This is a genomic window from Paenibacillus sp. NPDC057886, from assembly GCF_042796655.1.
Classification (GTDB): Bacteria; Bacillota; Bacilli; order Paenibacillales; family Paenibacillaceae; genus Paenibacillus.
In genome coordinates, this window is sequence record NZ_JBHVMZ010000010.1 from 27,438 (window position 1) to 52,109 (window position 24,672).

The window sequence follows — 24,672 nt, forward strand, 5'->3', positions numbered from 1 at the left end:
GTTAGCCCTTGACTTTAGCACTGCGGTTCATTACAATCAGAAAATAAATTAACTTTAAACGTTATATAATAACTTTAAACGATATAACTTGATGATTTGATGACGGGACCAAGTACTCCGTGCCCACATGACCAGAGAGGAATCCCCAGGCTGTAAGGATTCTCTTGATGAGCGGACGAATGACTTCCCCGAGAACAGACGGCGAACACATTGGATTTATATCTGATGGTCATTAGCTGGCCTGCGCAGGGCGTGCGTTATACGTAGAGCGGAATGATCTGTTTGATCGGATTGCCTGAAGCAATCTTGGATCATCAAATGATCACCTGAACGGCGAAAGTGTCAGGAATTCCGGAATGTGGGTGGTACCACGGGTGAATGTGTAAACACAATCCCTCGTCCCTTTGTTTGCTGTGTATACAGCGACAGGGCGAGGGATTTTTTTGTTATACAGAGAAAAATAGATGCTGGAGGGATGAAAGATGGCTTTTCAAAAACCGACTGGAACGCAGGACTTGTTGCCTGGTGTTGTGGAAAAGTGGCAGTTCGTAGAGGAAAAAGCGCGTGATCTGTGTCGCCGTTTTAATTACCGCGAGATTCGCACACCGATCTTCGAACAGACTTCTTTATTTGTACGTGGCGTTGGTGAGACAACCGATATTGTTGAAAAAGAAATGTACACCTTCAATGATAAAGGGGACCGCAGCATGACCCTTCGTCCGGAGGGTACAGCGGGTGTTGTCCGCGCTTATGTGGAAAATAAAATCTATGGCGAACCGGATGTGAGCAAGCTCTATTACATCGGTCCGATGTTCCGTTATGAACGTCCGCAAGCAGGTCGCCAGCGTCAGTTCCACCAGTTCGGCGTAGAAGCCATCGGAGCTCTTGATCCAGCGATCGATGCTGAAGTCATTGCACTTGGATATCAACTGTGTGTGGAATTGGGATTGAAGGATGTCAAAGTCGAGATTAACTCCGTGGGTAATCCAACCAGCCGTGCAGAATATCGCGAAAAATTGCTTGGATTCCTCAGACCGATGAAGGACAGCCTGTGCAAGGACTGTCAATCCCGAATGGAACGCAACCCGCTGCGCGTGCTCGACTGCAAAGTTGATCAGGACAAATTCGTAGGGGCACCGTCCATACTGGATAGCCTGGATGAAGAGTCATTGAGCCACTTTGCCAAGCTGAAAGAGTATCTGGATGATTTTGGCGTAGATTACGCGGTGAACAATCGTCTGGTACGCGGCTTGGATTACTACACATTGACTGCTTTTGAACTGAAAGCCCAAGGTATTGGCGCAATTGATACAGTCGGTGGCGGCGGCAGATACAACGGCCTCGTTGGAGATATCGGTGGACCGGATCAGCCTGGTATTGGTTTCGGTATCGGTCTGGAGCGTATTCAACTGATTCTGGAACACCAGAACATTGATGTTAGTTCCCTTGCCCCACTGGATGTATATTTTGTTGCTCTCGGTGAAGCAGCCGATCGTGAAGTCAACCGTCAGCTGTTCAAGCTCCGTCAATCTGGTCTGTCCGGTGAACGCGACTATCTCGGTCGCAAGATGAAAGCCCAGATGAAATCAGCCGACCGATTCAAAGCCCGTTACACTGCCATTCTGGGTGATGATGAGCTGGAGCGCGGGGAGATTGCCCTGAAGTCCATGGATACAGGTGAACAACAAACCGTGAAGCTCGATGATCTGGTAGCAGCTATACGCGGAAGTAAATAAGCACGAGTTTGAAACTGTAAAATAGCAACAATTGATCCGGCAAAATTACTGAGGTTCACCAATGTTTCCGATTAAACGGAAGTTGGCGAGCCAGAGGTAACATGCCTTTTCGAATAAAATCGTCTTCACGCAACCGCACTGTTGAAAAGCGGGCTCTGCCCGCCCATACAGAACGGAAATTCACATATGAGGAGTTTGGTTATGAAAAGAAGTCATCATTGCGGCGCATTAACACCCGCACACATCGGTGAGACCGTAACATTGAACGGCTGGGTACAGACCCGCCGTGACCTGGGGGGCGTACTGTTTATCGATCTGCGTGACCGCAGCGGAATTGTACAAGTTGTTTTCAACCCGGCTTACTCTGGCGAAGCATTGCAAATCGCTGACAGAGTGCGGAGTGAGTATGTTATCGCAGTAACGGGTAAAGTTGTTAAACGTGACGAAGAGACCGTAAACAAAAACCTGCCTACAGGCGAAATCGAAGTGCAAATTACGGAGATTGAAGTGCTGAACGCGGCAAAAACACCTCCATTCTTCATCGAAGATGGTGTGGAAGTCGACGAGTCGCTTCGTTTGAAATATCGTTACTTGGATCTGCGTCGTCCGGAAATGTTTGAAACATTGAAATTGCGTTCCAAAGCATCCAAAGTGTTCCGTGATTATCTGGATGGAGAAGAATTCGTTGAAGTAGAAACACCGATCCTGACCAAGAGCTCCCCGGAAGGTGCGCGTGACTATCTCGTACCAAGCCGTGTGCACGAAGGTGAATTCTTCGCCCTGCCGCAATCACCGCAAATTTATAAACAATTGCTGATGGTCGGGGGACTTGAGCGTTACTATCAGATCGCTCGCTGTTTCCGTGATGAAGATTTGCGTGCGGACCGTCAACCGGAATTCACACAAGTCGACATCGAAACTTCCTTCCTGCAACAGGATGACCTGCTGCCAATGATGGAAGAACTGATGGCCAAATTGCTGCGTGAAACGAAAGGTATTGAGCTGGAACTGCCTTTCCAACGGATTACGTATGCAGATGCAATGGGTAAATACGGTTCAGACAAACCAGATCTGCGTTTTGGCATGGAACTAGTTGAAATGAACGATATCGTAGCAAACAGTGGTGTGAAAGTATTTGCTTCTGTCATCGAAAAAGGTGGAGAAGTGAAAGTGCTGAACGCCAAAGGCTGTGGTACATGGAGCCGTAAAGAAATCGATGACCTCGGACCATTCGCAGCGCGTTACGGTGCAAAAGGATTGGCATGGATTCAAGTCAAAGATGGCGAGTTCAAAGGACCAATCGTGAAGTTCTTTACGCCAGAAGAGATCGAAGCAGTCAAAGAACGTACTGGCGCTGAAGAAGGTGACTTGTTGCTCTTCTCTGCTGACACCAAAAAAGTGGTTGCTGACGTACTGGGCGCACTTCGTCTGAAAATCGGCCGTCAATTAGGTCTAATTGATGACAGCAAATTCAAATTTGCATGGGTTGTGGACTTCCCGCTCCTTGGATATGATGAAGATGCCAAACGTTATGTCGCAGAGCACCATCCGTTCACACGTCCTAAAGACGAAGATGTACATCTGTTTGACACAGATCCGGGTGCCATTCGTGCTCAAGCCTATGACCTTGTTCTGAATGGTTATGAAGTGGGCGGCGGTTCAATGCGTATTTACAAACGTGATGTTCAGGAAAAAATGTTCGCTGCTCTAGGACTCTCTCCAGAAGTAGCCAACGAGAAATTCGGATATCTTCTCGAAGCATTCGAATACGGAACGCCACCACACGGCGGAATCGCTTTTGGTCTCGACCGTCTGGTGATGCTGCTGGCTGGCCGCACGAATCTGCGTGAAACGATTGCCTTCCCGAAAACGGCAAGTGCAACGGATCTGCTCATGAATGCACCTTCAGAAGTGGATAACTCCCAATTGGAACAACTTCACATCCGCGTAGCCCGTAAACCGGTGGCGGAAAAGAAATAAAGGAGGCATCGATTCTCAATGCTCCATCAATTTTCAAGAACAGAATTGGCAATCGGACCTGAAGGTCTGGACGCCTTGAAAAATAGTACAGTAGCTGTGCTCGGCATCGGCGGCGTGGGTGGTATTGCAGTGGAAGCTCTCGCCCGCAGCGGTGTTGGACGTATCATTCTGATTGATAAAGACGTAGTGGACATCACCAACATCAATCGTCAGATTCATGCTTTGACAACGACCGTTGGTCAGAAAAAAGCAGATCTGATGGTGGAGCGGGTGAAGCTCATCAATCCGGAGTGCGACGCGATTGCACTGAATATGTTTTACACGGAAGAAACGTATGAGGAATTGTTCAAGTATGAGCTGGATTATGTGTTGGATGCTTCCGACACGATCATTTACAAAATCCACCTCATCAAGGAATGCTTGAAACGGAAGATTCCGGTCATTTCCAGCATGGGTGCGGCGAACAAAATGGACCCGACGAAATTCCAGGTTGCGGATATTTCGAAAACGACCATGGACCCGATTGCTCGTGTTGTCCGTACGACACTTCGCAAAGACGGTATTAAAAAAGGCGTGAAAGTGGTCTTTTCAACCGAAAAGCCGCTCAAACCACGCGAAGATGTAACACAGAAAATCGTTCCCGAGAATGCGCCGGAAATTCGCAAGGCCAAACAGCCACCAGCGAGTAACGCCTTTGTTCCTCCGGTAGCCGGACTGATTATGGTCAGTGTGGCTGTCAAGGAACTGATCGAAATTGCAGAGAACAAGCAGCAGTAATCTGTTGTAAATGGAAAAGCGTAGGTACCGACAAGGTACCTGCGCTTTTTTGCATGGTCATCACATGCGGACAGAGATAGGGGGCAAAAGGATAATTAAAGCCGCAATAAAAAGAGGCGCAAAACCTTAACAAATGTCAGGGTTACGTGATGTACTTCAATCCCAAAACCGTGTATGATATGTGGTGCTGCGCGAAATGATGATAACTACATAGAGAAACGGCAGCTATATAAGATGAATATAAGATTTACACTAGAACGAAGAGGACAGAAAAAACCTGGAGAAGCGAAGCTAAAAGCTTTCTGAAAGAAAGCTGCTACGGAAGCATATACTTAGCCTTTATCAACGGATTGTTACCTTTTAATAATAAATTAATAAATCTGGGGATAACAGCGATCGAAAGGTTGTTCTGTCTGCGCAGTGGTAGAGTGTAAATACATTTGTTCGGCTTATATAGAGAGAGGGGAACGGAACGAATGAAACAAGGATGGATGACCAGACGCCTTGGCCTGGAGCCGGGAGACCAATGGAAGAAGGAAATTGTGGCGGGGGCCATTTCCTATTTTGCCGTGGTGTATATCATAATGGTCAATGCAACAATTCTGGCCGATGCCGGAATGCCGCTGCAGGCGGCTATGGTGGGTACACTGCTGACGTCCATTGCAGGTTGTTTGCTGATGGCATTTGGCGGTAAGTCGCCGATTATCGTTGTACCTGGCATGGGCATCAATGCATTTTTCACGTATACACTTGTGCACTCGATGAAATTGAGCTGGCAGGAAGCCTTGGCGGTTGTATCCGTCACCGGTGTGCTGTTTGCGGTCGTAGCCTTTACATCGTTATATAAAATGATTAGTGAGGCCATTCCGAAAAACCTGCAGCATGGCATTACGGTGGGAATTGGTCTGTTCCTGACGTTCATTGGTTTGCAAAAAAGCGGAATCGTCATCGCACATCAGACCACATTTGTGGCGATCGGACATTTTAATGATCCTGGAGTGATCACCGCCTGTGTTACTCTTGTGATCGCCTTGATTTTATTTATACGCAATGTACAGGGCGGGCTTCTGATCAGCATTCTGGCGGGAACAGGACTAGCTTATGTGCTTGGCGCAGTGAAGCCGGGTGATCCTGTGTCTGCCACAGAAGCATTGCATCAATACGGCGGTTTGTTTGCCCAGCTGTCATTCGCGAATCTGGTGGATCTATCGTTCTGGATTGCAGTATTTCTGTTGCTGCTGATTGTTGTATTTGAAAATATCGGCCTGATTACAGCTCAAACCCATCTCATTGGTCGCCCCCAAAGGTTTAAGGGCAGTTTGCGGGCGCTGTCAATCTCGAATATTTTTGCCGGAATTTTTGGCAGTAGCCCTACTGTAGCTGCAGCTGAGACAACAGCGGGCATAGCAGCAGGCGGGCGTACAGGTTTGACTCCGCTGGTTACCGCAGTGCTGTTTGGTGCAACGTTTTTCTTTATTCCACTGTTGGGTTATATTCCGGACAGTGCTATTGCACCGATTTTGATCATTATTGGCGGCTTGATGGTACAAAGTGTGAAGGATATGGATTTCAGTGATTTCACGGAGGCTTTTCCGGCTTTTCTGATCATGGTCATGATTCCATTTACGTATAGCATCGTGGACGGTATGGCATTTGGATTCATTGCGTATCCGGTAGCGAAGCTCGCGGCGGGTCAGGGCAAACAGGTGCCTAAAGTCATGTACGGCATTGCCATCCTGTTTTTGGCCAATTTCGTGCTGCATGGGATATTGTAAAAGACAGGAAACGTAATGTAAGTTCATACGTATGATCTCTGGTGAACAAAGGGGAGAACGGGGGAACGGAAATGGAAGAGCAACAACAGGCAGGTCAAGCTGAATCGAAAATAGGAAAAAAAGGATTCAAGGATTTTGTGAAGCTGATTGCTGCTACAAATCCACCAAAGCTTATTCTGATTATAGCGTTGATCCTGACACTCATTCAGACGACAGCCGGACTGATTGTCCCGCTGATGACCAAAGGCCTGATTGATGGGCTGACGATGTCTGCGCTGAACAAGTCCGTTATTTTCCTGCTGCTGGGGGCATTCGTTATTCAGGCCATCGCTTCAGGCATCAGCATCTATATGTTGAATTATGCAGGTCAACGAGTGGTTGCGACATTGCGAACGAAGCTGTGGAATAAGGTGTTATCCTTGCCGATGCCATATTTCGACCGGAATCGTACGGGTGATACGATGAGTCGAATCACGAATGATACAAGTCAGATTATGACGCTAATTGCGGATTATCTCGTTTCTTTTGTATCCAATATCGTTGCGGTTGTGGGCGGGGTAGCGTTGCTTTTCTATCTGGATTGGGTCATGTCACTCATTATTCTGAGTCTGGTGCCGCTAACGCTGCTGATCCTGTTGCCTGTTGGACGTAAAATGTACAAAATCTCCAAAAAGCAGCAGGACGAAATGGCAGGTCTTACTTCGGTGCTCAGCCAAGTCATTGGCGAGATTCGTTTGGTGAAAGCTTATGGAACGGAGAAACAGGAGGCGGAAGCAGGCGATTCCCGTATTGGGAAGATGTTTGCTTTTGGACTACAGGAAGCTCGGATTTTGGCGTTGATTGGTCCACTCTTTACGTTTGTCATGACGGCTGTACTGGTTGTTATTTTGGGTGTTGGCGGCATGCGGGTAGCTTCTGGATTGCTGTCTCCGGGTGAACTGGTCGCCTTCATTCTGTTGTTGTTCCAGGTGATTATGCCGATGGGGCAATTTACGACACTGTATTCACGTCTGCAAAAGGTTGTTGGTGCGACAGAACGCATTCAGGCTATTCTGGCACATGAAGAAGAACCGCGTCATAGCACAGCAATTGCTCCCAAGGGCAATGAGACGATTACATTCAACAACATGCATTTCTCTTATGTAACAGGGGAAGAGGTACTGCATGGGATCAATCTGACCGTTCCGGCCCGTAAAGTGACAGCCATTGTTGGGCCAAGCGGCAGCGGGAAATCAACCTTGTTCTCCCTGTTGGAGCAGTTCTATCTTCCGGGGTCGGGCAGTATATCGTATGGTGGACAAGCCATAACGGATTATTCATTAGCCTCCTGGCGAAGCAAGATTGGATATGTATCACAGGAGAGCCCTCTGATGGCAGGCACGATTAAGGAAAACATGACATACGGACTGGGCCGTGAGGCAAGTATGGACGAAATTAGACAGGCGGCAGATATGGCGTATTCCTCAGCTTTTATTGATAAACTGCCACAGGGCTACGATACGGAAGTGGGAGAACGCGGCATCAAGCTCTCCGGTGGCCAACGCCAACGGATCGCTATTGCTCGTGCACTGCTGCGCAGCCCGGACATTCTGATGCTGGATGAAGCGACGTCCAGTCTGGACAGCACCTCGGAACATGAAGTGCAGCAAGCCCTTTCCAATCTGATGGAAGGACGAACAACGGTTGTCATTGCACACCGATTGTCCACCGTCGTCGACTCTGATCAGATTGTTGTTCTGGAACAGGGCCACGTGACGGGAAACGGAACACATGCGGAGCTGATCAGTACACATCAAGTGTACCGTGAGCTGGCCCAGAAACAGTTTGTGGCACAGGATGGGAAGCCGGATTCTGAGCCGGAGTGATGAAAAGGATGACCGTTGTTCATCTGTTCTTTAACGAACAGGAACAGCGGTTTCTTTCACTTCTCTATCCGGGTTACTGTAGCTTTTTGTACATCAATATGATATAGTGGGTATCCTTTTGTGTCGTCAGTGATTGACTATGCAGAAAAACATATTCTTAGGAGGTAACTGAAACATGTCAGACAGCTTTCAAAGTGCCTATCAAGAAGAAGAGTACAGGTTAGAGCGAACGATGAAGGAAGTGGACAGTCAGCTGGAACGGCTGCAGAACATTCAGGTATACACCGGCCACGACTTCACAGAACAAGTGCTGGAGGCCGGACGTGAAGAGCGCCGCACCGCCTTGTCCAAGAGCGCGCAGCAACCCTATTTCGGACGCTTGGATTTCGAAGAACAGGGCAGTGGCGCACGGAAACCGTTGTATATTGGCAAAATCGGCGTAGACCGCGAAGAGGTGGGAGAGCATCCGCTCGTCATCGATTGGCGTGCTCCTGTCGCAAGCCTGTTTTACTCATTTACCGGAGGGGAAGCCTCCGCAACGTATGAAGCCCCGGAGGGACTCATCGAGGGTCTGGTTTATCTGAAACGAAACGTTGTTATTCGGCAGCGTATATTGGAACGTGTGGCGGATACGTACAATCGGGACAGTGACCAGCCAGCCGTATCGGATGAATTCCTGGTGTATCGACTGGGAGAGAACAAAGACAACAAGCTCCGTGATATCGTATCCACCATTCAGGCGGAGCAGGATCAGATCATTCGTGCGGCAAGAAACACCGCATTGATCATTCAGGGTGTGGCCGGTTCGGGTAAAACAACCGTCGCACTGCATCGCCTTGCCTTCTTGCTGTATCAGTACAAGGAGCAGGTATCTGCGGAGAAAATGGTTATTTTCGCACCCAACCATATGTTCCTGGATTACATATCGGATGTACTCCCGGAGCTCGGTGTAGGGGACATTCAGCAGCGTACATTCCCGGATTGGGCGATGAACCTGCTGGGGCTGGACCTGCCTTTGGCAGACACGTCGGAGACATTGAACACCTGGTTTGAAACGCCGGATGCACGTCCTGAGCTCAATGATGATGTGCCAGGGCGTTACAAAGGCTCGATCCGCTTCATGGAACTGATCCGGGAGTGGCTGTCCGGGATGGAAGAGGAATCCGTACCTGATATGGACTTCAGTCCATGGGATGGTGCAGTGCTCAGCAAAGCCGAGATTGAGAACTGGTTCGGGGAAGAGTACAAACATTATCCGCTGGCAAAACGCAAAGAGCGGGTTATGGCGCGTATTCACCGCTGGATTGAGATGGAGCTCAAGAAACCGTCCCCTGAAGCCGTTCGCAAAGAGCGTAAGAAGAAAGCGGCAACCCGTGAGAAGGCCTACGCCAAAAAATGGCCTCAATATGAACCGCTTACGCTGTACAAACAGCTGTTCAAGGTTGTTAAAGGCGGTTCGGTACCTGCCTCGCTCAGCGGGCTTATTCCCAAATTGGTGATGAAGCAAACGGCAGCAGATCTGAAGCAGGATATCATCCGTGAAGAGGATTTGCCTGCGTTGGTGTACATTCATACCTTGGTTCATGATATTGAAGGTTCGGAGCGGTTCGATCACATCGTTATTGATGAAGCGCAGGACTTTTCTCCTTTTCATGTGGCGTTATTGGATCAGTTTGTCAAAGGGCATTCTTTCACCATACTGGGCGATCTGTCCCAAGGTATTCATGAGTACCGTGGTGTTCATGCATGGGAAGAGATGAGTTCTTTGTTTCCAGAGGAACAGAATGCATACTTTGCATTGACCCGAAGTTATCGCTCGACAATGGAAATTATCGATTATGCCAATACGATTCTGGAGCGGGGCGTCAAGAGCGGGATTACGGCGATTCCTGTATTCCGGAGTGGTGATCCCGTACGGACATTGTCCTATGGGGGAGAAGGGCGCACAGCAAGCCTCGAACAGGCTCTGAAGCTCTTAACGGTCAAAGACTATCGCACAGTCTCTATTCTGACCCGTACCCTGCATGAGGCAAAGGAGCTTCACCATGAACTCCAGGCGGCAGGCTGGGATCTGAACTTGATTGACGGCGGTAAAAAACAGTACACAGGCGGTCACTCCGTTTTACCTGTCTATTTGTCGAAAGGCTTGGAGTTTGATGCAGTGATCGTAGCGGACGCGGATGAGAAACACTATTTGTCCAATGCGGGTGATGCGAAGCTGTTATACGTTGGCTGTACACGGGCATTACACGAACTGTGGTTATTCCACGATGGCCAATTGCCAGACTATGCTGCTGCAACCTACAATTCGGAAGGCGAGTCTGTTACCATTCAGGGTTGGCCTGATAGCGAGGCAGAGTGAACCCTTGTTGTTGAACATAGCATCAAAATTGAAAGAGCATGGTGCGGTTAAAGCACCATGCTCTTTTTGTTCATTCTCAGCAGATGTGTGTTAGTCCCGAAAGGAAAGTTGCAGTTTGGTTGCTGATCGTCTGCTGGTCAACTTGCAGGTGTGCGTTGGGTCAAACCCGGTTTATCTAAAACTGACTTATGACTGGCGGGATGGCGGTTAACCAGGAAAATGCCCAGACAGATCATTACCCCACCTGCACCCACAATCCAGCCGACATGCTCTTCCAACAAGATGAAGCTCGATAGCAGTCCAAACAGCGGCGCCAGAAAAAGAAAGGAACTGGTTTTGGCTGGATCCGTGTTTTGCAGTAAATAAAACCAGAGTGTGAACTGAATGATGGAACAGAAAATCGTCAGCCATACAAGGACAACAATGGACGTTGCATTGACGATAAAATGAGTCTGCTCTGTAAAGACGCTCAGTAGAAGCAGTACGGCGCCTCCAGCGAGCATTTGATAAGCGGTAAGCACAAATGTATCATAAGCAGCTCCCCAGCGTTTAATGAGCAACGTGGATACAGCAAAAGAGACAGCGCCGCCAAACCCAATCCACGTCCCAGGACTCAAGCTCAGATGGAATCCAAAGGTTAACGCCACTCCGACGAATCCAAGAATCACACCGGTCCATTGGCTAAAACGATAGGAAACACCATATAGAGCAGCACTCAGGATGATGACAAGCAACGGATTCGTAAAGGTGATAATGGCGGACTCTCCCGAACTGATCCAGTTCATGCTGTAGTAGGCACAGCCCATCACTCCCGCCGACTGGAACAGACCGATTACGGCGATTTGTATCCAATGTTTCCAGCCCACTGGCATGGAACGTTTTCTGATGATCCACGCTAGTAATGCTCCTGCCAATACATAGCGAAGTCCCATTAACAAAAAGGGAGGAGCATACATCATACCGATTTTGCCTACGGGAAACGAAGTTCCCATGATGAGTGTCGTAACAAGGATCAGAAACGTATATTTTAAAGGCTTCATCAGGATTCCTCCCTTTTACTTGCCGTGCTCATAACGTCTGACCACTATCAACTGTAATCAGTTGTCCGGTCATGGATGGTTGCTCCAACGCGGCGCACACCATATGTGCAATGTCTTCGCTTGTCGCTATTCGCTGCAATAATAACTCACCGCCCAGAAGATGCATCTGTTCTTCTTTTCCTGCCCACCAACGGGTCGCGACTGCACCCGGAATGATGGCGTTAACCCGAATATCGGGGGATAGCGCATGTGCCAATGACTTCGTCAAACCGTGTACTGCTGCTTTGGAAACGGCGTAAGGAAGGGAGGACCCTGATCCTGTGCTACCAGCTATACTGCCAAGGTTAACGATTGCGCCTTGGCCTGCCTGCTGCATTCCTTTCGCTACAGCTCGTGCGCAGTAGAACATGCCTTTAACATTGACGTCATATAGTTCATTCCATATTTCATCGGTTACGGCTTCCAGATCCTTCATTGGGATATGATGCGTAATGCTGGCGTTATTTACGAGTGCGGTCACAGGGCCAACTTTGTCAGTGATAAAGGATACCATTTGACGAACCTCGACATCGGAAGCAACATTGGCTCGAATTGCAAAAGCATGACCTCCCGCATCCAGAATATATTGTACAGTCTCTTCGGCCTCATCCTGGGAACGGGAGTAATTCACAGCGACGGTGGCTCCACGATTAGCTAGCAATATACTGGTAGCTCGACCTATGCCCGTACCGCCTCCGGTTACCAAAGCTACGGTGTTCGTCCAGTTCATCATCATTAACACTCCTTAAGTGAACTCAGCGAATAGGAAGTTGCTGTGTTCTGATCTACCCCGATTGTAGCTCGAAGCAGCTATACTGTATAATGATTGTTAATGGATTGGATATCATTTTAAATGATGTCTGAATGGATATAGTCATAGTTGGGAGGTTTACAATGGAGAGTGGGGATTTAAGGATATTTCAATGTGTCGCACAAGAAGGAAATCTGACCCGAGCTGCGGAGCGCCTCGGTTACGTGCAGTCCAATGTAACAGCAAGGATAAGACATCTGGAATCCGAAGTAGGGACACTGCTGTTTATCCGTCATAATCGGGGGATGACGTTATCTCCAGCAGGGGAGATGCTGCTGACCTATGCGGATAAAATTGTAGGCCTGCTCGATGAGGCTGGTAAAGCGTTGAGCTCTACAATTGAACCTTCCGGACCACTACGCATAGGCTCCACGCAGACCGCCGCAGCGGTACGTTTACCTGAGCTTTTTGCGAAATATTATAAACAGCATCCGGCTGTCTCCTTATCTTTGACTACAGGTAACTCCCAGGTGCTTATGGATCAGGTTATTGGGTATGAATTGGAAGGGGCGTTTATCGGTTGTTCATGTGATCACCCTGATATTGCTTCTACTCCCGTATTCGATGAAGAACTATTCGTTGTCTCCTCCGGTATGGGACCGGAAGACGAAGAACTCACCAGTAAACCGATTCTGGTCTACAGCATGGGATGTTCGTATCGTCAGATTTTGGAGGAATGGTTATCGGTTAGCGGTGTAACCCGTCCGGTTATTATGGAATTTGGGACCCTCGAAGCGATTATTAGCGGGGTGACATCCGGCATGGGAATTTCACTTTTACCCGAAATCGTCATTCGGAATCAGATCGAAAATGGATTACTGCGTAAGCACACACTCCCGGTAGGCATGAATCGGATGATGACTCATTTTATTACGCGCAAGGATGCCTTTGTCAGCAGTGCGCTTGGGGCATTTATGGGGATGCTGCCGCGGGAGTATGATATGATAGAGAATAGCGATTTATCAAGATTTCGTAAGGCTCAAGTAAAGGCAATCCGTTAAGGAAGTGATGAGCAATGGATTTATTTTCGTTTCAGCAAGATTCAGAACCTCAAGCAAGACTGCTCGCTGACCGCATGCGGCCAGAGCGGCTTGATGAATATATTGGGCAAGAGCACATTATTGGACCAGGAAAATTGCTTCGGCGCGCCATTGAAGCGGATCAGATCTCGTCTATCTTGCTTTACGGTCCTCCGGGATGTGGCAAGACGACACTGGCACATATTATTTCCCAGCATACCCAAGGGCAGTTTGTCCGTCTGAATGCGGTGGATGCTTCCGTCAAAGATGTACGTGAAGTCATCGAGCAGGCGCAAACGAACAAGCAGTTGTACGGAACAAAAACCATTTTGTTCCTCGATGAAGTACACCGCTTTAATAGTTCCCGTCAGGATGCGCTGCTGCCTGCAGTAGAGAAGGGCACGATCATTTTTATCGGTGCTACGACAGAGAATCCCTTTCATTATGTGAATGGGGCCTTGATGAGCCGTTCCACGCTGTTTCAGCTGGAGTCTTTGAACAAAGAGCATTCCCTGATTGCGATGCGCCGGGCACTGGCGGATGCGGATAAAGGTTTGGGATTCATGGATCTGCAGGCAGACAACGAGGCATTGGAGCATATTGCGACGATGGCGAATGGCGATATTCGGCGTGCGCTGAATGCCTTGGAACTTGCTGCACTGACCACACCGCCAGAGAAGGATGGCTCGATTCACATTACGCTTGATGTAGCAGAAGAATCTATTCGTCGTCCGATTGTGAAGGCAGATGAATCGACACAATATGATGTATTGTCGGCATTTCATAAAAGCATCCGGGGTTCCAGTGATGCAGCACTGTTCTGGTTTTTGTATGCGGTAGAGAAGCTGGGCATGGACCCGATGACGTTTATACGTCGTCTGATTGCAGCGAGCAGTGAAGATATCGGACTTGCGAATCCGCAAGCGATGACCCAGGCGATCGGGGCGCTGGATGCTTATCGCAATAATGGCTGGCCTGAAGCCAAGCTGAACATCGCCCAAGCAATCCTGTTTGCTGTTGAAAGTCCGAAATCCAATGCGGTGTACACTGCAATCTCAAAAGCGATGAATGCCATTGATGAGGTGAAATCGGCTGAGGTGCCTCTTCATCTGAGGGATACCCATTATTCCGGTGCAGTGAAGCTGGGACATGAAGGCTACCAATACCCGCATAATTATCCGGGCCATTACGTGAAGCAGGAATATTTACCGAAACAGCTCTCACGCCGTATTTTCTATGAAGCAACGGAACAAGGCAATGAATCCAAGATTCGTCTAAACCAGCAGCGGCGCAGAGAGCTGTAAGATCCATGACCCGGGAGATGCTTGAACGATGAAAGAAATATTCTATATTGGAATCGGTGGAATTTTGGGCACATTATGCCGATATGGGATACAGTTATGGATGCCAGCAGCCAATGAGGGCTTCCCTTGGGCAGTGCTGCTGATCAATGCCATCGGGAGCCTGTTTTTGGGTTGGTTCTTCACCATAGCTGTTCCCGGTAAAATAACGCCTCAACTTCGTCTGGCAATTGGTACGGGGTTTACTGGTGCATTCACCACATTCTCCACCTTTACTCTCGATATGGTCCGTTTATCCGAGGGAGGAATGTGGGGTAAGGCTGTTATATACCTCGTTGTGAGTGTACTCGCAGGGTTATTACTGTGTGCATTGGGGATTAAGGCTGGACAGCGAATGCTGGGTAAACCGACGCAGGATGGTGTTGCACCATGATCATCTGGATTGGTCTTGCAGGAATGCTGGGTGCGGTGCTTCGCTACAGTTTGGGTCGATGGATATCCGGTTCGCTCGGAACGGCCTTCCCATGGGGGACATGGGTCATTAATATCAGTGGTTCTCTGGTACTTGGATTACTCTATGGCTGGCATCAGTCAGCTTCAATCCCGGACGAAGTCTGGATGATTTGGGGGACTGGATTTTGCGGAGCGTATACCACATTCTCTACATTTGGATATGAGACCCTCGGTCTGATGGGACAGGAACGTTACTTAAGAGCAATTTTGTACGTTACCAGTTCGGTACTGTTGGGAGTTGCAGCTTCTTTTGCTGGAGTGTGGCTGGCTGCATAAGTGAAAATAATTATTTTTTTTGCAGGAAAAAGAAGGAAAAAAGCCATCCGTCATGGTATACATGAAAGATGGCTTTTGTTATAGGAATACAGGGTATTGTACAAAATCCATATGGGGATGGATTCATTTCGGTTATTGAATCTATTACAGCGCCGGTACAGGCACTTTTTGAACCTGATCAATCGTGCCGCCGCCGAGACACACATCTCCATCATAAAACACAACGGCTTGACCAGGCGTGATCGCTTTTTGCTGTTGGTCAAACTGTACATCCACGCTGCCATCTTCCTGCCATGTCAGGGTTACACCCTGATCTGGCTGACGATAGCGGAATTTGGCGGTACAACGGAATGGTACGTTAGGCATGTGTGCTGCACCTGCGATCCAGTTTACACCTGTTGCAGTCAGACCGGTTGAATACAGGCTTGCATGTGCATCGCCTTGAACGACAAGCAGTTGATTTTTCTCCAGATTCTTGTCTGCCACGAACCAGGGTTCACCATTACCGGAACCGCCAATGCCGAGACCTTGACGTTGTCCAAGCGTATAGTACATCAGACCGTCATGACGGCCCTTCACTTCTCCAGTTGCAATATCAACCATGTCTCCGCCTTTGGCCGGTAGATAGTTGCTCAGGAACTCTTTGAAGTTGCGCTCGCCGATGAAGCAGACACCTGTGCTATCTTTTTTCTTCGCGGTGTACAGGCCAGCCGCTTCTGCAATCTTGCGTACTTCCGGTTTTGGAAGATGACCAATCGGGAACATGGCTTTGGACAGCTGGTTCTGATTCAGTGCATTGAGGAAGTACGTTTGGTCTTTGTTACTGTCCACACCGCGCAGCAGTTTGAACGTTCCATCTTCTTCAATGAGGCGAGCATAGTGGCCTGTAGCCACATAGTCAGCGCCGAGATCCAGTGCTTTGTTCAGGAATTCGCCGAATTTGATCTCACGATTACACATGACATCAGGATTCGGAGTCCGACCCGACTTATATTCATCAAGGAAATAGGAAAATACTTTATCAAAGTACTCTTTCTCGAAGTTGACAGTGTAGTAAGGAATGCCGATCTGTTCGCAAACCCGGCGTACGTCCTCTGAATCTTCTTCAGCGGTACAGTGGCCGAACTCGTCCGTGTCATCCCAGTTTTTCATGAAAATGCCGATGACATCGTAACCCTGCTCTTTCAGCAGCAGTGCGGTGACGGAAGAATCGACACCTCCGGACATGCCAACGACGACCCGTGTATTTTCAATTGTTTTGGACATCGTTATCACCATTTCTCTATATAAATGTGTTTCGTTTCTATTCTAGCATAACCGGACTCAAGTTACGATACACCCGGCCAACTTTGGATAGTGTCCACCACAGGCGCACATTTTGGAATTTCGTCAATCTTTCTTTTCCATAAAGCATGCAGATATGTTAACATTAGCTGAGGGTTATGATCGGAATACGGAGGATTAGAGAGACTAGGCCTGTATTTTTCATATCCCGCTGTGGCGGATCCTGGAAAGACGGTCTTGGACCACATCCTGTTATTTTATGTTTCACAACTTGTTTTTTCGAAAATTGAAAGAGGTGACTCCTTTGAAAATATCGACAAAGGGCCGTTATGGGCTCACAATCATGATGGAGCTGGCAGCCAGAACAGGCGAAGGCCCTACATCTTTGAAAAGTATTGCCGAGCGCAACCAGCTCTCGGAGCATTATCTCGAGCAATTGATTGCTCCCCTGCGTAATGCAGGACTGGTCAAAAGTATCCGTGGCGCCTACGGCGGTTACATTCTGGCAGGCGATCCTGCTACCGTAACGGCAGGGGATGTTATTCGTGTACTGGAAGGTCCAATCTCTCCAGTGGATTTCACCGAGGAAGATGATCCGGCGAAGCGCGACTTGTGGTTGCGCATCCGTGATAGCATTGCAGAAGTATTGGATTCAACAACGCTGAAGGATCTGATTACATTCCAGGATCAGGAACAAAAAGATAGCTACATGTTCTATATCTAACATAGTTGATGATGAGCATCACAGACGACACACTAAAGCCCCCATATTGGGGGCTTTAGCCGTGCAACAAGCTACATTGTGATTCTTCCAATTCTACGATAGCCTGTGATAAACAGGATTTATGTAATCATGTGCTGAAGAAGGCACCGTTCTTGAGGCTGCCCTTCCGAAACGATGTAGTCAGAAGTTCTAGCGACGCTTGAGTGCTTCTATATCTGCTTCCATACGCAATTGACGACGGTTCAATATATCAATGCTGTGCTGATGGGTGTTTAATTCGGCGGATACTTTACGTTCAAACGTGATTTGAGAAACTTCGAGACGTTTGGTAACTTCCAGTGTCTCCAGAACGGCATGCTGAAGCAGAGGAATTTTTTTGGTTTGTTCCTCGATGGCGTCAAGTCTGCCATCCATGGTATCGAGTCTGCTATCCATTGTATCAAGCCTGTCTTCGATCTTTTCAAGACGTCCATCAATGTTGTCGAAACGCTTGTCCATTTGTTGAAGCTGATTCAGAATTTGACTGAGAACCTGATCACTCATGCCGATCTCTCCTTTTTGAATGGATATTAAACATTATACACGAAGATATGACACAATAGCATTTGTTTAAATTTTCAATTTTGCATCATAAAAATATGGAAGTCCAACCTATAACGGGGTGAAATCAATGAACAGAATATATTTGGATCACGCCGCATCGACACCTATGCACCCACAAGTCGCGGAAGCGATGATGAAAGTGATGACAGGGCAATATGGCAATGCATCAAGTATCCATGCCTTTGGGCGTGAAGCCAAACGGACCGTCAGTGGAGCAAGGGATGTCATTGCGGCGTCTTTGGGTTGTTTCCCAGACGAACTTGTATTTACCGGAGGCGGCACGGAAAGTGACAATCTGGCGATATTTGGCGCAGTTTCAGCGAGACAAGAACGAGGACGTCACATCATTACAACCGCCATTGAACATCATGCGGTACTGCATACTTGTCAGGAGCTGGAGCGACAAGGCTATGACGTGACCTATTTGCCTGTAGATGAATACGGAAGAATACATCTGGAAGAGCTGAAAGATGCCATCCGGCCAGATACTGTGCTGATCACCATGATGTATGCCAACAATGAAGTTGGCACAATTCAGCCTATCCGCGAAATTGGTGAACTGGCTCGTCAACATGATATTTTGTTCCATACCGATGCAGTTCAGGCTCTTGGCACCCAGGATATTTCCTGCAAGGAACTGCCGGTGGATCTGATCAGCTTTTCTGCTCATAAAATTAATGGCCCCCAAGGTGTGGGTGCACTCTACGTAAGACGCGGAATTGTGCTGGAAGCGAGAACTCATGGTGGCCTTCAGGAACGGCAACGACGGGCAGGTACCGAGAATATAGCGGGTATCACTGGCTTTGCGGAGGCGTTGAAAATATCAGAAGAACAAGCCGAGGCACGCCGTGAACATGATCTGGCATTGCGATTATTGCTGCTGGAACAATTGGAGCAGCATGTAGGGTCGGAGCATTTCCACGTCAACGGACATCCGGAATATACGCTGCCCAATATCCTGAACATCAGCTTTCCGGAAGTATCCACAGAGACGATGCTCATGAATCTGGATATGGAAGGCATCGCAGTTGCGAGCGGTTCGGCATGTACTTCCGGTTCCCTCGAAGTATCCCATGTGCTGAAAGCGATGAAGTTGCCAGAGACTTTTTTGCATTCCGCGATTCGTTTTAGCTGGGGAGTGGGTAATACTACGGAAGAAATCATGATAACCACCGAAAAAATTGGAACCATTCTTGGGCGACTGCGTAATAGAGCCTAAGGGGCTTTTTGCACATGGAACAGAAGGAGGGAAGAAGTTCCATTTCATCGGTTGGATAGAAGCGGTTTTGATGATCGGCGTCTGATTGCCACTCATCAACTTTGGGCATACCTAGCAATAGCGCCGCGACTATTTAATGATAAGAAGATGAGGGGGACCCTGCGATGAAGCTTCAGGAAATGATCGGACTTGCCGTTTTTGATGTTGAGGACGGGAAGCAGGTCGGTAAGATCCAGGATTTCATTGTGAATGACGATTGGAAAATTGAAGGCATTGAACTTGAAAACAAAGGCCTGTTTACCAGTCATGTCAAAATCGTGCAGTGGCAAGATATCGTTGCCTACGGCGAAGATGCCGTCATGATCCGTAATCAACAGGCTGTCCGCAAAACGGGAGCCGACGACATAAAACACACGTACCTCCTCGGCCAGTCTAAATTGAAGGAGATGTCCGTGCTCACCGAAGAAGGTTTGCTGCTTGGACGTGTCTCTGATGTTTATTTTGACCAGGAGTTGGGAAATACAATAATAGGGATTGAAATTACGGACGGTTTTGTGTCCGATTTGATTGAGGGCCGCAAATGGCTGCCATGTACAAGCGATATGTCTATTGGGGAAAGTGCCATTATGGTGCCGCCGCTGAGTGAACAGCGCTTGGAAAATGCCATTCATTCTGTTAATGGATAGGTGAATGAATATGAAATGTCCAAACTGTAGTTCCAAAGATATTGGGAAAATCGGTTCCCACCAGTTTTATTGCTGGGGATGCTTTATCGAATTAACAGTGAACGGTGAGAAAATGTCTGTATACCAAGTGGAAGAAGACGGCACGCTCAGTTCCCTTGATGATCTGTTCTTTGGGGAAGAGCTGCCGCAAGACTTCCCACATCTTCATGCTTCTTCTTAATAAGCAGCATAACTTCTTCTATATGCGGTTTCATGACAAAGACTGTCATTGAACGCTGTCATGAAATGATGACAGATGTATATAGCTGCGGTTACATAGTGGTTCAAGGGAACTTGTATGAATATATGCTACCCCGGATCACAAGATGCGTCTCCTTCATCATGAAGGGGGCGTTTTTTTTGTGCGTTAATAAATATTCCCTTCCTTACATATACTGACTTTCAGAGCCAGTCCAAAAGGGAGAGATGCAAGTGGAGCAATTAACCAAAAACAAGCTGTTCCGTTATGCCATCTGGCTGCTACTCGGATTGATTATCCTGTATTTTATCTGGCTGCTGCGGCCATTACTGCTTCATATATATGGATTTCTGAAAACAGTGCTGGCACCATTTATCGTAGCTCTCATCATATCCTATGTACTCAATCCGATTGTAAGCATGCTAGGAGGGCGTAAAGTCCCTCGAACCATTGCCGTGCTGTTAATCTATGCTTTTTTCCTCACCTGTATCGGCGTTATCCTGATGAATGTCATTCCGGTGTTGATTGAACAGTTGGAGGAACTGAACGAGCATATGCCGGAGCTGTCGATGCGTGCCCAGAGTCTGATGAACAATATGGATCACAAATTAATGCCGCCAAGTGTGCGCACAGGCATGAACAGCTGGTTTTTCCAGATGGAGGATCGGCTGACCCAGGGCATAACGAAGCTGATGGATAATATCGGGACAACCATTAATGTATTGTTCAACGTGTTTATCGTGCCATTTCTCATTTTCTATATGTTAAAAGATTTTGAGGTGTTTGAGCGTACGGTTGTAGCGTATCTGCCTCGCTCACGGCGCAAAGCCATTGTGTCGGTTATGAAAGAGATTGACACGGCTTTGGGAAACTATATTCGCGGACAGTTTATCGTCTGTGTGATTGTGGGCATCTTTGCCTACATCGGTTACATCGTCATTGATATGCCTTATGCACTGCTGCTCGCCAGCATTGTCGCTGTATTTAACATCGTGCCTTATCTCGGCCCGTTTCTTGGAGCTGCTCCTGCCGTGGTTATGGCGTCTACGGTATCGTTCAAAATGGTGCTCTTCGTTGTCATTGTGAACACATTGTGCCAAGTGCTGGAGAGCAACGTCATCTCCCCTCAGGTGGTGGGGCGGACGCTGCATTTGCATCCGTTGTCGATTATCTTCGCGCTCCTTGTGGGAGGCGAACTGGCGGGCATAGTGGGTCTCATTCTGGCGGTGCCGGTCTTTGCTGTTCTGAAAGTCATTGTGCAGCACTTTTTTGCATATTACATCAAACGAAGAACGGACTGACCGTAGCAAAGGTCTGCTCCTAAGGGGTGCGTTGACACCATATAGGCATATCGATATAATGGAGGGGTAAGTTTAGAACAAGAAATCGATGATGAAATGAAGTACGCCGAGGGTTCCTTTCCTCAGAGAATAGACTTCTTCGGATCAGATGTAATCTGAGCCCGATGGCTGGAAGAGTCTTGAAAGTTGAAGCGGCGGAAAGCTGATTTCGGAGTGCAGGACAACCCTGCCGGGAGCGACCGTTATTTCGCATCAACGAGGAGATTGTTTGTTTCATCTGCGGATGAACAGCAATAACCAGGGTGGTACCGCGATTACAATCGTCCCTGACTATCAGGGGCGTTTTTTGTGTTTATTTTTACTTGTTAACAACCCGGAGCGAATATGCACCGGACTATTATAATTAATTGGGGGCACTCCGTATGAAAGCCAGTGAAATCCGGTCCAAATGGATAGAGTTTTTTGCAAGTAAAGGTCACAAAATCGAGCCAAGCGCATCGCTTGTGCCTCATAATGATCCATCCCTTCTGTGGATCAATGCGGGCATGGCACCGTTGAAACCGTATTTTGACGGTCGGGAAAAACCGGAGAATCCGCGTCTGGCCAACTCCCAAAAATGTATTCGTACGAACGATATTGAAAATGTCGGTAAAACTCGCCGTCACCATACGTTCTTCGAAATGCTCGGTAACTTCTCCATTGGAGACTATTTCAAAGAAGAGACGATTACTTGGGCATGGGAATTTCTCACAAGCAAAGAATGGATCGGTTTCGATCCGGAACGTCTCTCCGTAACGGTATACCCTGAAGACGAAGAGGCCTTCAAATTGTGGAATGAAAAAGTAGGCTTGCCTGCTGAACGAATCATCAAACTGGATGAAAACTTCTGGGATATCGGCGAAGGCCCGTGTGGACCTTGTACCGAAATTTTCTATGATCGCGGCGAAGCTTATGGCAATGATATGAATGATCCCGAGATGTATCCAGGCGGGGAAAATGAACGTTACCTGGAAGTATGGAACCTTGTATTCTCTCAGTTCAATCACAACAAGGACGGTAGCTACACACCCCTTCCGAACAAAAATATTGATACAGGTGCAGGTCTGGAACGCTTTGCATCCATTCTGCAAAATGTGGATTCCAACTTTGACACAGATCTGTTCCAACCGATGATTCAAAGAACAGCGGCTCTTGCCGGTGTGAAATATAATGACAGCGTAGAGATTGACGTTGCATTGAAAGTCATTGCCGACCACATTCGGACAGTTGCCTTTGCTGTAGGCGATGGCGTTCTGCCAAGCAATGAAGGACGCGGATATGTAATTCGCCGTTTGCTCCGTCGTGCCGTACGTTACGGAAAAGTACTGGGACTCGATCGTCCATTTCTGTATGAACTGACAACGACTGTTGGTGAAGTGATGGGGATGTACTACCCGGAAGTAGTGGACAAGCAGGAGTTTATCGCCAAAGTGATCAAAACCGAGGAAGAGCGTTTCCACGAAACACTAACGGATGGTCTGGCTATTCTTGCGGAAATCAGCGGTACAGCCAAGTCCGAAGGGCGTACGGTTATTAGCGGACCTGAAGCGTTCAAACTGTATGATACGTACGGTTTCCCGTTTGACCTGACAGAAGATTATGCAGCAGAGCATGGTCTGACGGTAGATCGTGAAGGTTTCGATGCTTCCATGCAAAAGCAGCGTGAGCTTGGACGTGCAGGACGCCAGGAAAACGAGAGCATGAAGGTTCAAGGCGGACCGCTTGCTGATCTGGAGGTTAAAAGCGAGTTTGTTGGTTATAATGACCTGTTGACGGAAGCAAAAGTGGTAGCCATCGTTGCTGGTGACGCACTCGTAGACTCCGTAAGCGAAGGACAGACATGCCAGGTCATCCTTGACAAGACTCCGTTCTATGCGGAAAGTGGCGGACAAGTGAGTGACCAGGGCTTGCTGCGCGGAGCCAGTGTAACAGCGAAAGTGCAAGGCCTGTTCAAAGCTCCGCTGGGACAACACGTACATCTGGTGACTGTAGAGTCCGGTGAACTGCGTGTAGGTGAAGTGATTAAAGCTGAAGTGGATGCGTCCAAACGTGGCGATATTATCAAAAACCATACCGCAACCCATTTGCTGCACAAAGCGCTCAAAGATGTGCTCGGAACGCATGTCAATCAGGCAGGATCACTCGTAGAGCCTCAGCGTCTGCGCTTTGACTTCTCACATTTCGGCAGCATTACGCCGGAAGAATTAACGGAGATCGAGCGTCAGGTGAATGAACAGATCTGGAATCGTCTGAACGTAAACATTGAACTGAAAGCTATTGATGAAGCCAAAGAAATGGGCGCGATGGCACTTTTCGGTGAAAAATACGGCGATATCGTACGAGTGGTACAAGTCGGAGACTACAGTTTGGAACTTTGTGGCGGCTGTCACGTAAATAATACATCAGAGATCGGTATCTTCAAGCTGGTGAGCGAGAGCGGAATCGGCTCCGGCGTACGTCGGATCGAAGCTGTGACTGGCCGTGGCGCGTATCTGTATGTAGAAAGTCAGCTTGAATTGCTTAAACAATCAGCATCCTTGCTCAAAGCAAATGTGACTGATGTGCCTAAACGCATTGAAGGTCTGAATCAGCAATTGAAAGAAGCTGCCAGAGAGACTGAATCACTGCAAAGCAAGCTGAGTGCCATGGAAGCAGGCGCATTGACAGATCAAGTGGTACAAGCAGGAAATACACAATTGCTTGCAGCCCGTGTGGATGCTCCGAATATGGATGCACTGCGCACAGTCGCTGATGAATTGAAAGTAAAACTGCCTAATGCCGTACTCGTACTGGGTGCTCCAGCTGACGGCAAAGTGAATTTCGTTGTAGCTGTCCCTGCTGAACAGGTAAAACAAGGGCTGCATGCAGGTAAAATCGTCAAGGAAGTTGCGGCAGTGTGCGGCGGCGGCGGTGGCGGACGTCCTGATATGGCGCAAGCCGGAGGCAAGGATGCAAGCAAGCTGGATGAAGCGTTGAAATTGGCGGTTTCACTGGTTAGCGGGCATATTGCATAAATCCATTGAGCTGCTTTCAATCGTCAAAATATAAATCGAAATGGTTTTGTTCGTTTATATTTTATACCCG

General features: G+C 48.1%; 20 protein-coding genes. 16 read left to right on the plus strand and 4 right to left on the minus strand.

Going from position 1 to position 24,672, the window contains the following annotated elements; all coding sequences use genetic code 11:
- The first annotated feature begins 482 nt into the window (after window positions 1-482).
- From hisS to ACFVQB_RS28080, 6 genes are all read left to right on the plus strand, one after another.
- The gene (gene hisS / locus ACFVQB_RS28055; RefSeq protein WP_379447162.1) at window positions 483-1,736 is read left to right on the plus strand and encodes a histidine--tRNA ligase; all 1,254 of its coding nucleotides are present in this window, start codon (window positions 483-485) and stop codon (window positions 1,734-1,736) included.
- A 201-nt stretch (window positions 1,737-1,937) separates the two neighbouring features.
- On the plus strand, window positions 1,938-3,716 hold the full coding sequence (gene aspS, locus ACFVQB_RS28060) for an aspartate--tRNA ligase (RefSeq protein WP_063567716.1): 1,779 nt from the start codon (window positions 1,938-1,940) through the stop codon (window positions 3,714-3,716).
- Window positions 3,717-3,734: 18 nt separating this feature from the next.
- Window positions 3,735-4,493: a tRNA threonylcarbamoyladenosine dehydratase gene (locus tag ACFVQB_RS28065; protein ID WP_379447163.1), complete on the plus strand. Its 759-nt coding sequence runs from the start codon at window positions 3,735-3,737 to the stop codon at window positions 4,491-4,493.
- Between the two features lie 476 nt (window positions 4,494-4,969).
- Window positions 4,970-6,268: an NCS2 family permease gene (locus ACFVQB_RS28070; RefSeq protein WP_379447164.1), complete on the plus strand. Its 1,299-nt coding sequence runs from the start codon at window positions 4,970-4,972 to the stop codon at window positions 6,266-6,268.
- Window positions 6,269-6,339: 71 nt separating this feature from the next.
- A complete protein-coding gene (locus tag ACFVQB_RS28075) occupies window positions 6,340-8,133 on the plus strand; it encodes an ABC transporter ATP-binding protein (RefSeq protein ID WP_379447165.1) in 1,794 nt (597 codons plus the stop codon).
- Between the two features lie 175 nt (window positions 8,134-8,308).
- Entirely contained in the window at window positions 8,309-10,495 is a 2,187-nt protein-coding gene (locus tag ACFVQB_RS28080; protein ID WP_379447166.1) for a HelD family protein, read from the plus strand.
- A 137-nt stretch (window positions 10,496-10,632) separates the two neighbouring features.
- On the opposite strand, the gene ACFVQB_RS28085 is transcribed toward ACFVQB_RS28080, so the two are convergent.
- Window positions 10,633-11,535, minus strand: coding sequence for a DMT family transporter (locus tag ACFVQB_RS28085; protein WP_379447167.1), 903 nt, complete (start codon window positions 11,533-11,535; stop codon window positions 10,633-10,635).
- Between the two features lie 28 nt (window positions 11,536-11,563).
- On the minus strand, window positions 11,564-12,304 hold the full coding sequence (locus ACFVQB_RS28090; RefSeq protein WP_379447614.1) for an SDR family NAD(P)-dependent oxidoreductase: 741 nt from the start codon (window positions 12,302-12,304) through the stop codon (window positions 11,564-11,566).
- A 164-nt stretch (window positions 12,305-12,468) separates the two neighbouring features.
- Here ACFVQB_RS28090 and ACFVQB_RS28095 point away from each other — a divergent pair, with 164 nt between their 5' ends.
- The 4 genes from ACFVQB_RS28095 to crcB (ACFVQB_RS28110) are packed head-to-tail and all read left to right on the plus strand — an operon-like array spanning window position 12,469 to window position 15,494.
- Window positions 12,469-13,386, plus strand: a complete 918-nt coding sequence (locus tag ACFVQB_RS28095; RefSeq protein WP_379447168.1) for a LysR family transcriptional regulator — start codon at window positions 12,469-12,471, stop codon at window positions 13,384-13,386.
- Between the two features lie 14 nt (window positions 13,387-13,400).
- On the plus strand, window positions 13,401-14,708 hold the full coding sequence (locus tag ACFVQB_RS28100) for a replication-associated recombination protein A (RefSeq protein WP_379447169.1): 1,308 nt from the start codon (window positions 13,401-13,403) through the stop codon (window positions 14,706-14,708).
- 28 nt (window positions 14,709-14,736) lie between these two features.
- Window positions 14,737-15,138 (plus strand): fluoride efflux transporter CrcB, encoded by a 402-nt coding sequence (gene crcB, locus ACFVQB_RS28105; protein ID WP_379447170.1) that lies wholly within the window; start codon window positions 14,737-14,739, stop codon window positions 15,136-15,138.
- The gene (gene crcB, locus ACFVQB_RS28110; protein WP_379447171.1) at window positions 15,135-15,494 is read left to right on the plus strand and encodes a fluoride efflux transporter CrcB; all 360 of its coding nucleotides are present in this window, start codon (window positions 15,135-15,137) and stop codon (window positions 15,492-15,494) included. Before crcB (ACFVQB_RS28105) ends, crcB (ACFVQB_RS28110) begins: the two co-directional genes overlap by 4 nt.
- A gap of 144 nt (window positions 15,495-15,638) precedes the next feature.
- On the opposite strand, the gene mnmA is transcribed toward crcB (ACFVQB_RS28110), so the two are convergent.
- Window positions 15,639-16,760, minus strand: a complete 1,122-nt coding sequence (gene mnmA / locus ACFVQB_RS28115; protein ID WP_379447172.1) for a tRNA 2-thiouridine(34) synthase MnmA — start codon at window positions 16,758-16,760, stop codon at window positions 15,639-15,641.
- Between the two features lie 322 nt (window positions 16,761-17,082).
- Here mnmA and cymR point away from each other — a divergent pair, with 322 nt between their 5' ends.
- On the plus strand, window positions 17,083-17,502 hold the full coding sequence (gene cymR, locus ACFVQB_RS28120) for a cysteine metabolism transcriptional regulator CymR (RefSeq protein ID WP_076287765.1): 420 nt from the start codon (window positions 17,083-17,085) through the stop codon (window positions 17,500-17,502).
- A 189-nt stretch (window positions 17,503-17,691) separates the two neighbouring features.
- On the opposite strand, the gene ACFVQB_RS28125 is transcribed toward cymR, so the two are convergent.
- Window positions 17,692-18,045, minus strand: coding sequence for a hypothetical protein (locus ACFVQB_RS28125; protein WP_379447173.1), 354 nt, complete (start codon window positions 18,043-18,045; stop codon window positions 17,692-17,694).
- Window positions 18,046-18,172: 127 nt separating this feature from the next.
- Here ACFVQB_RS28125 and ACFVQB_RS28130 point away from each other — a divergent pair, with 127 nt between their 5' ends.
- The 5 genes from ACFVQB_RS28130 to alaS all read left to right on the plus strand — a co-directional run bounded on the left by ACFVQB_RS28130 (window position 18,173) and on the right by alaS (window position 24,602).
- Window positions 18,173-19,324, plus strand: a complete 1,152-nt coding sequence (locus ACFVQB_RS28130; RefSeq protein ID WP_379447174.1) for a cysteine desulfurase family protein — start codon at window positions 18,173-18,175, stop codon at window positions 19,322-19,324.
- A gap of 164 nt (window positions 19,325-19,488) precedes the next feature.
- Window positions 19,489-20,010, plus strand: a complete 522-nt coding sequence (locus ACFVQB_RS28135) for a PRC-barrel domain-containing protein (protein ID WP_024633069.1) — start codon at window positions 19,489-19,491, stop codon at window positions 20,008-20,010.
- Window positions 20,011-20,020: 10 nt separating this feature from the next.
- Window positions 20,021-20,230 carry a hypothetical protein gene (locus ACFVQB_RS28140; protein WP_024633070.1) on the plus strand — a complete coding sequence of 70 codons (210 nt, stop codon included), beginning with the start codon at window positions 20,021-20,023 and terminating at the stop codon, window positions 20,228-20,230.
- Between the two features lie 251 nt (window positions 20,231-20,481).
- A complete protein-coding gene (locus ACFVQB_RS28145) occupies window positions 20,482-21,549 on the plus strand; it encodes an AI-2E family transporter (RefSeq protein WP_379447175.1) in 1,068 nt (355 codons plus the stop codon).
- A 422-nt stretch (window positions 21,550-21,971) separates the two neighbouring features.
- A complete protein-coding gene (gene alaS, locus ACFVQB_RS28150) occupies window positions 21,972-24,602 on the plus strand; it encodes an alanine--tRNA ligase (protein ID WP_379447176.1) in 2,631 nt (876 codons plus the stop codon).
- The last annotated feature ends 70 nt before the right edge of the window (window positions 24,603-24,672 follow it).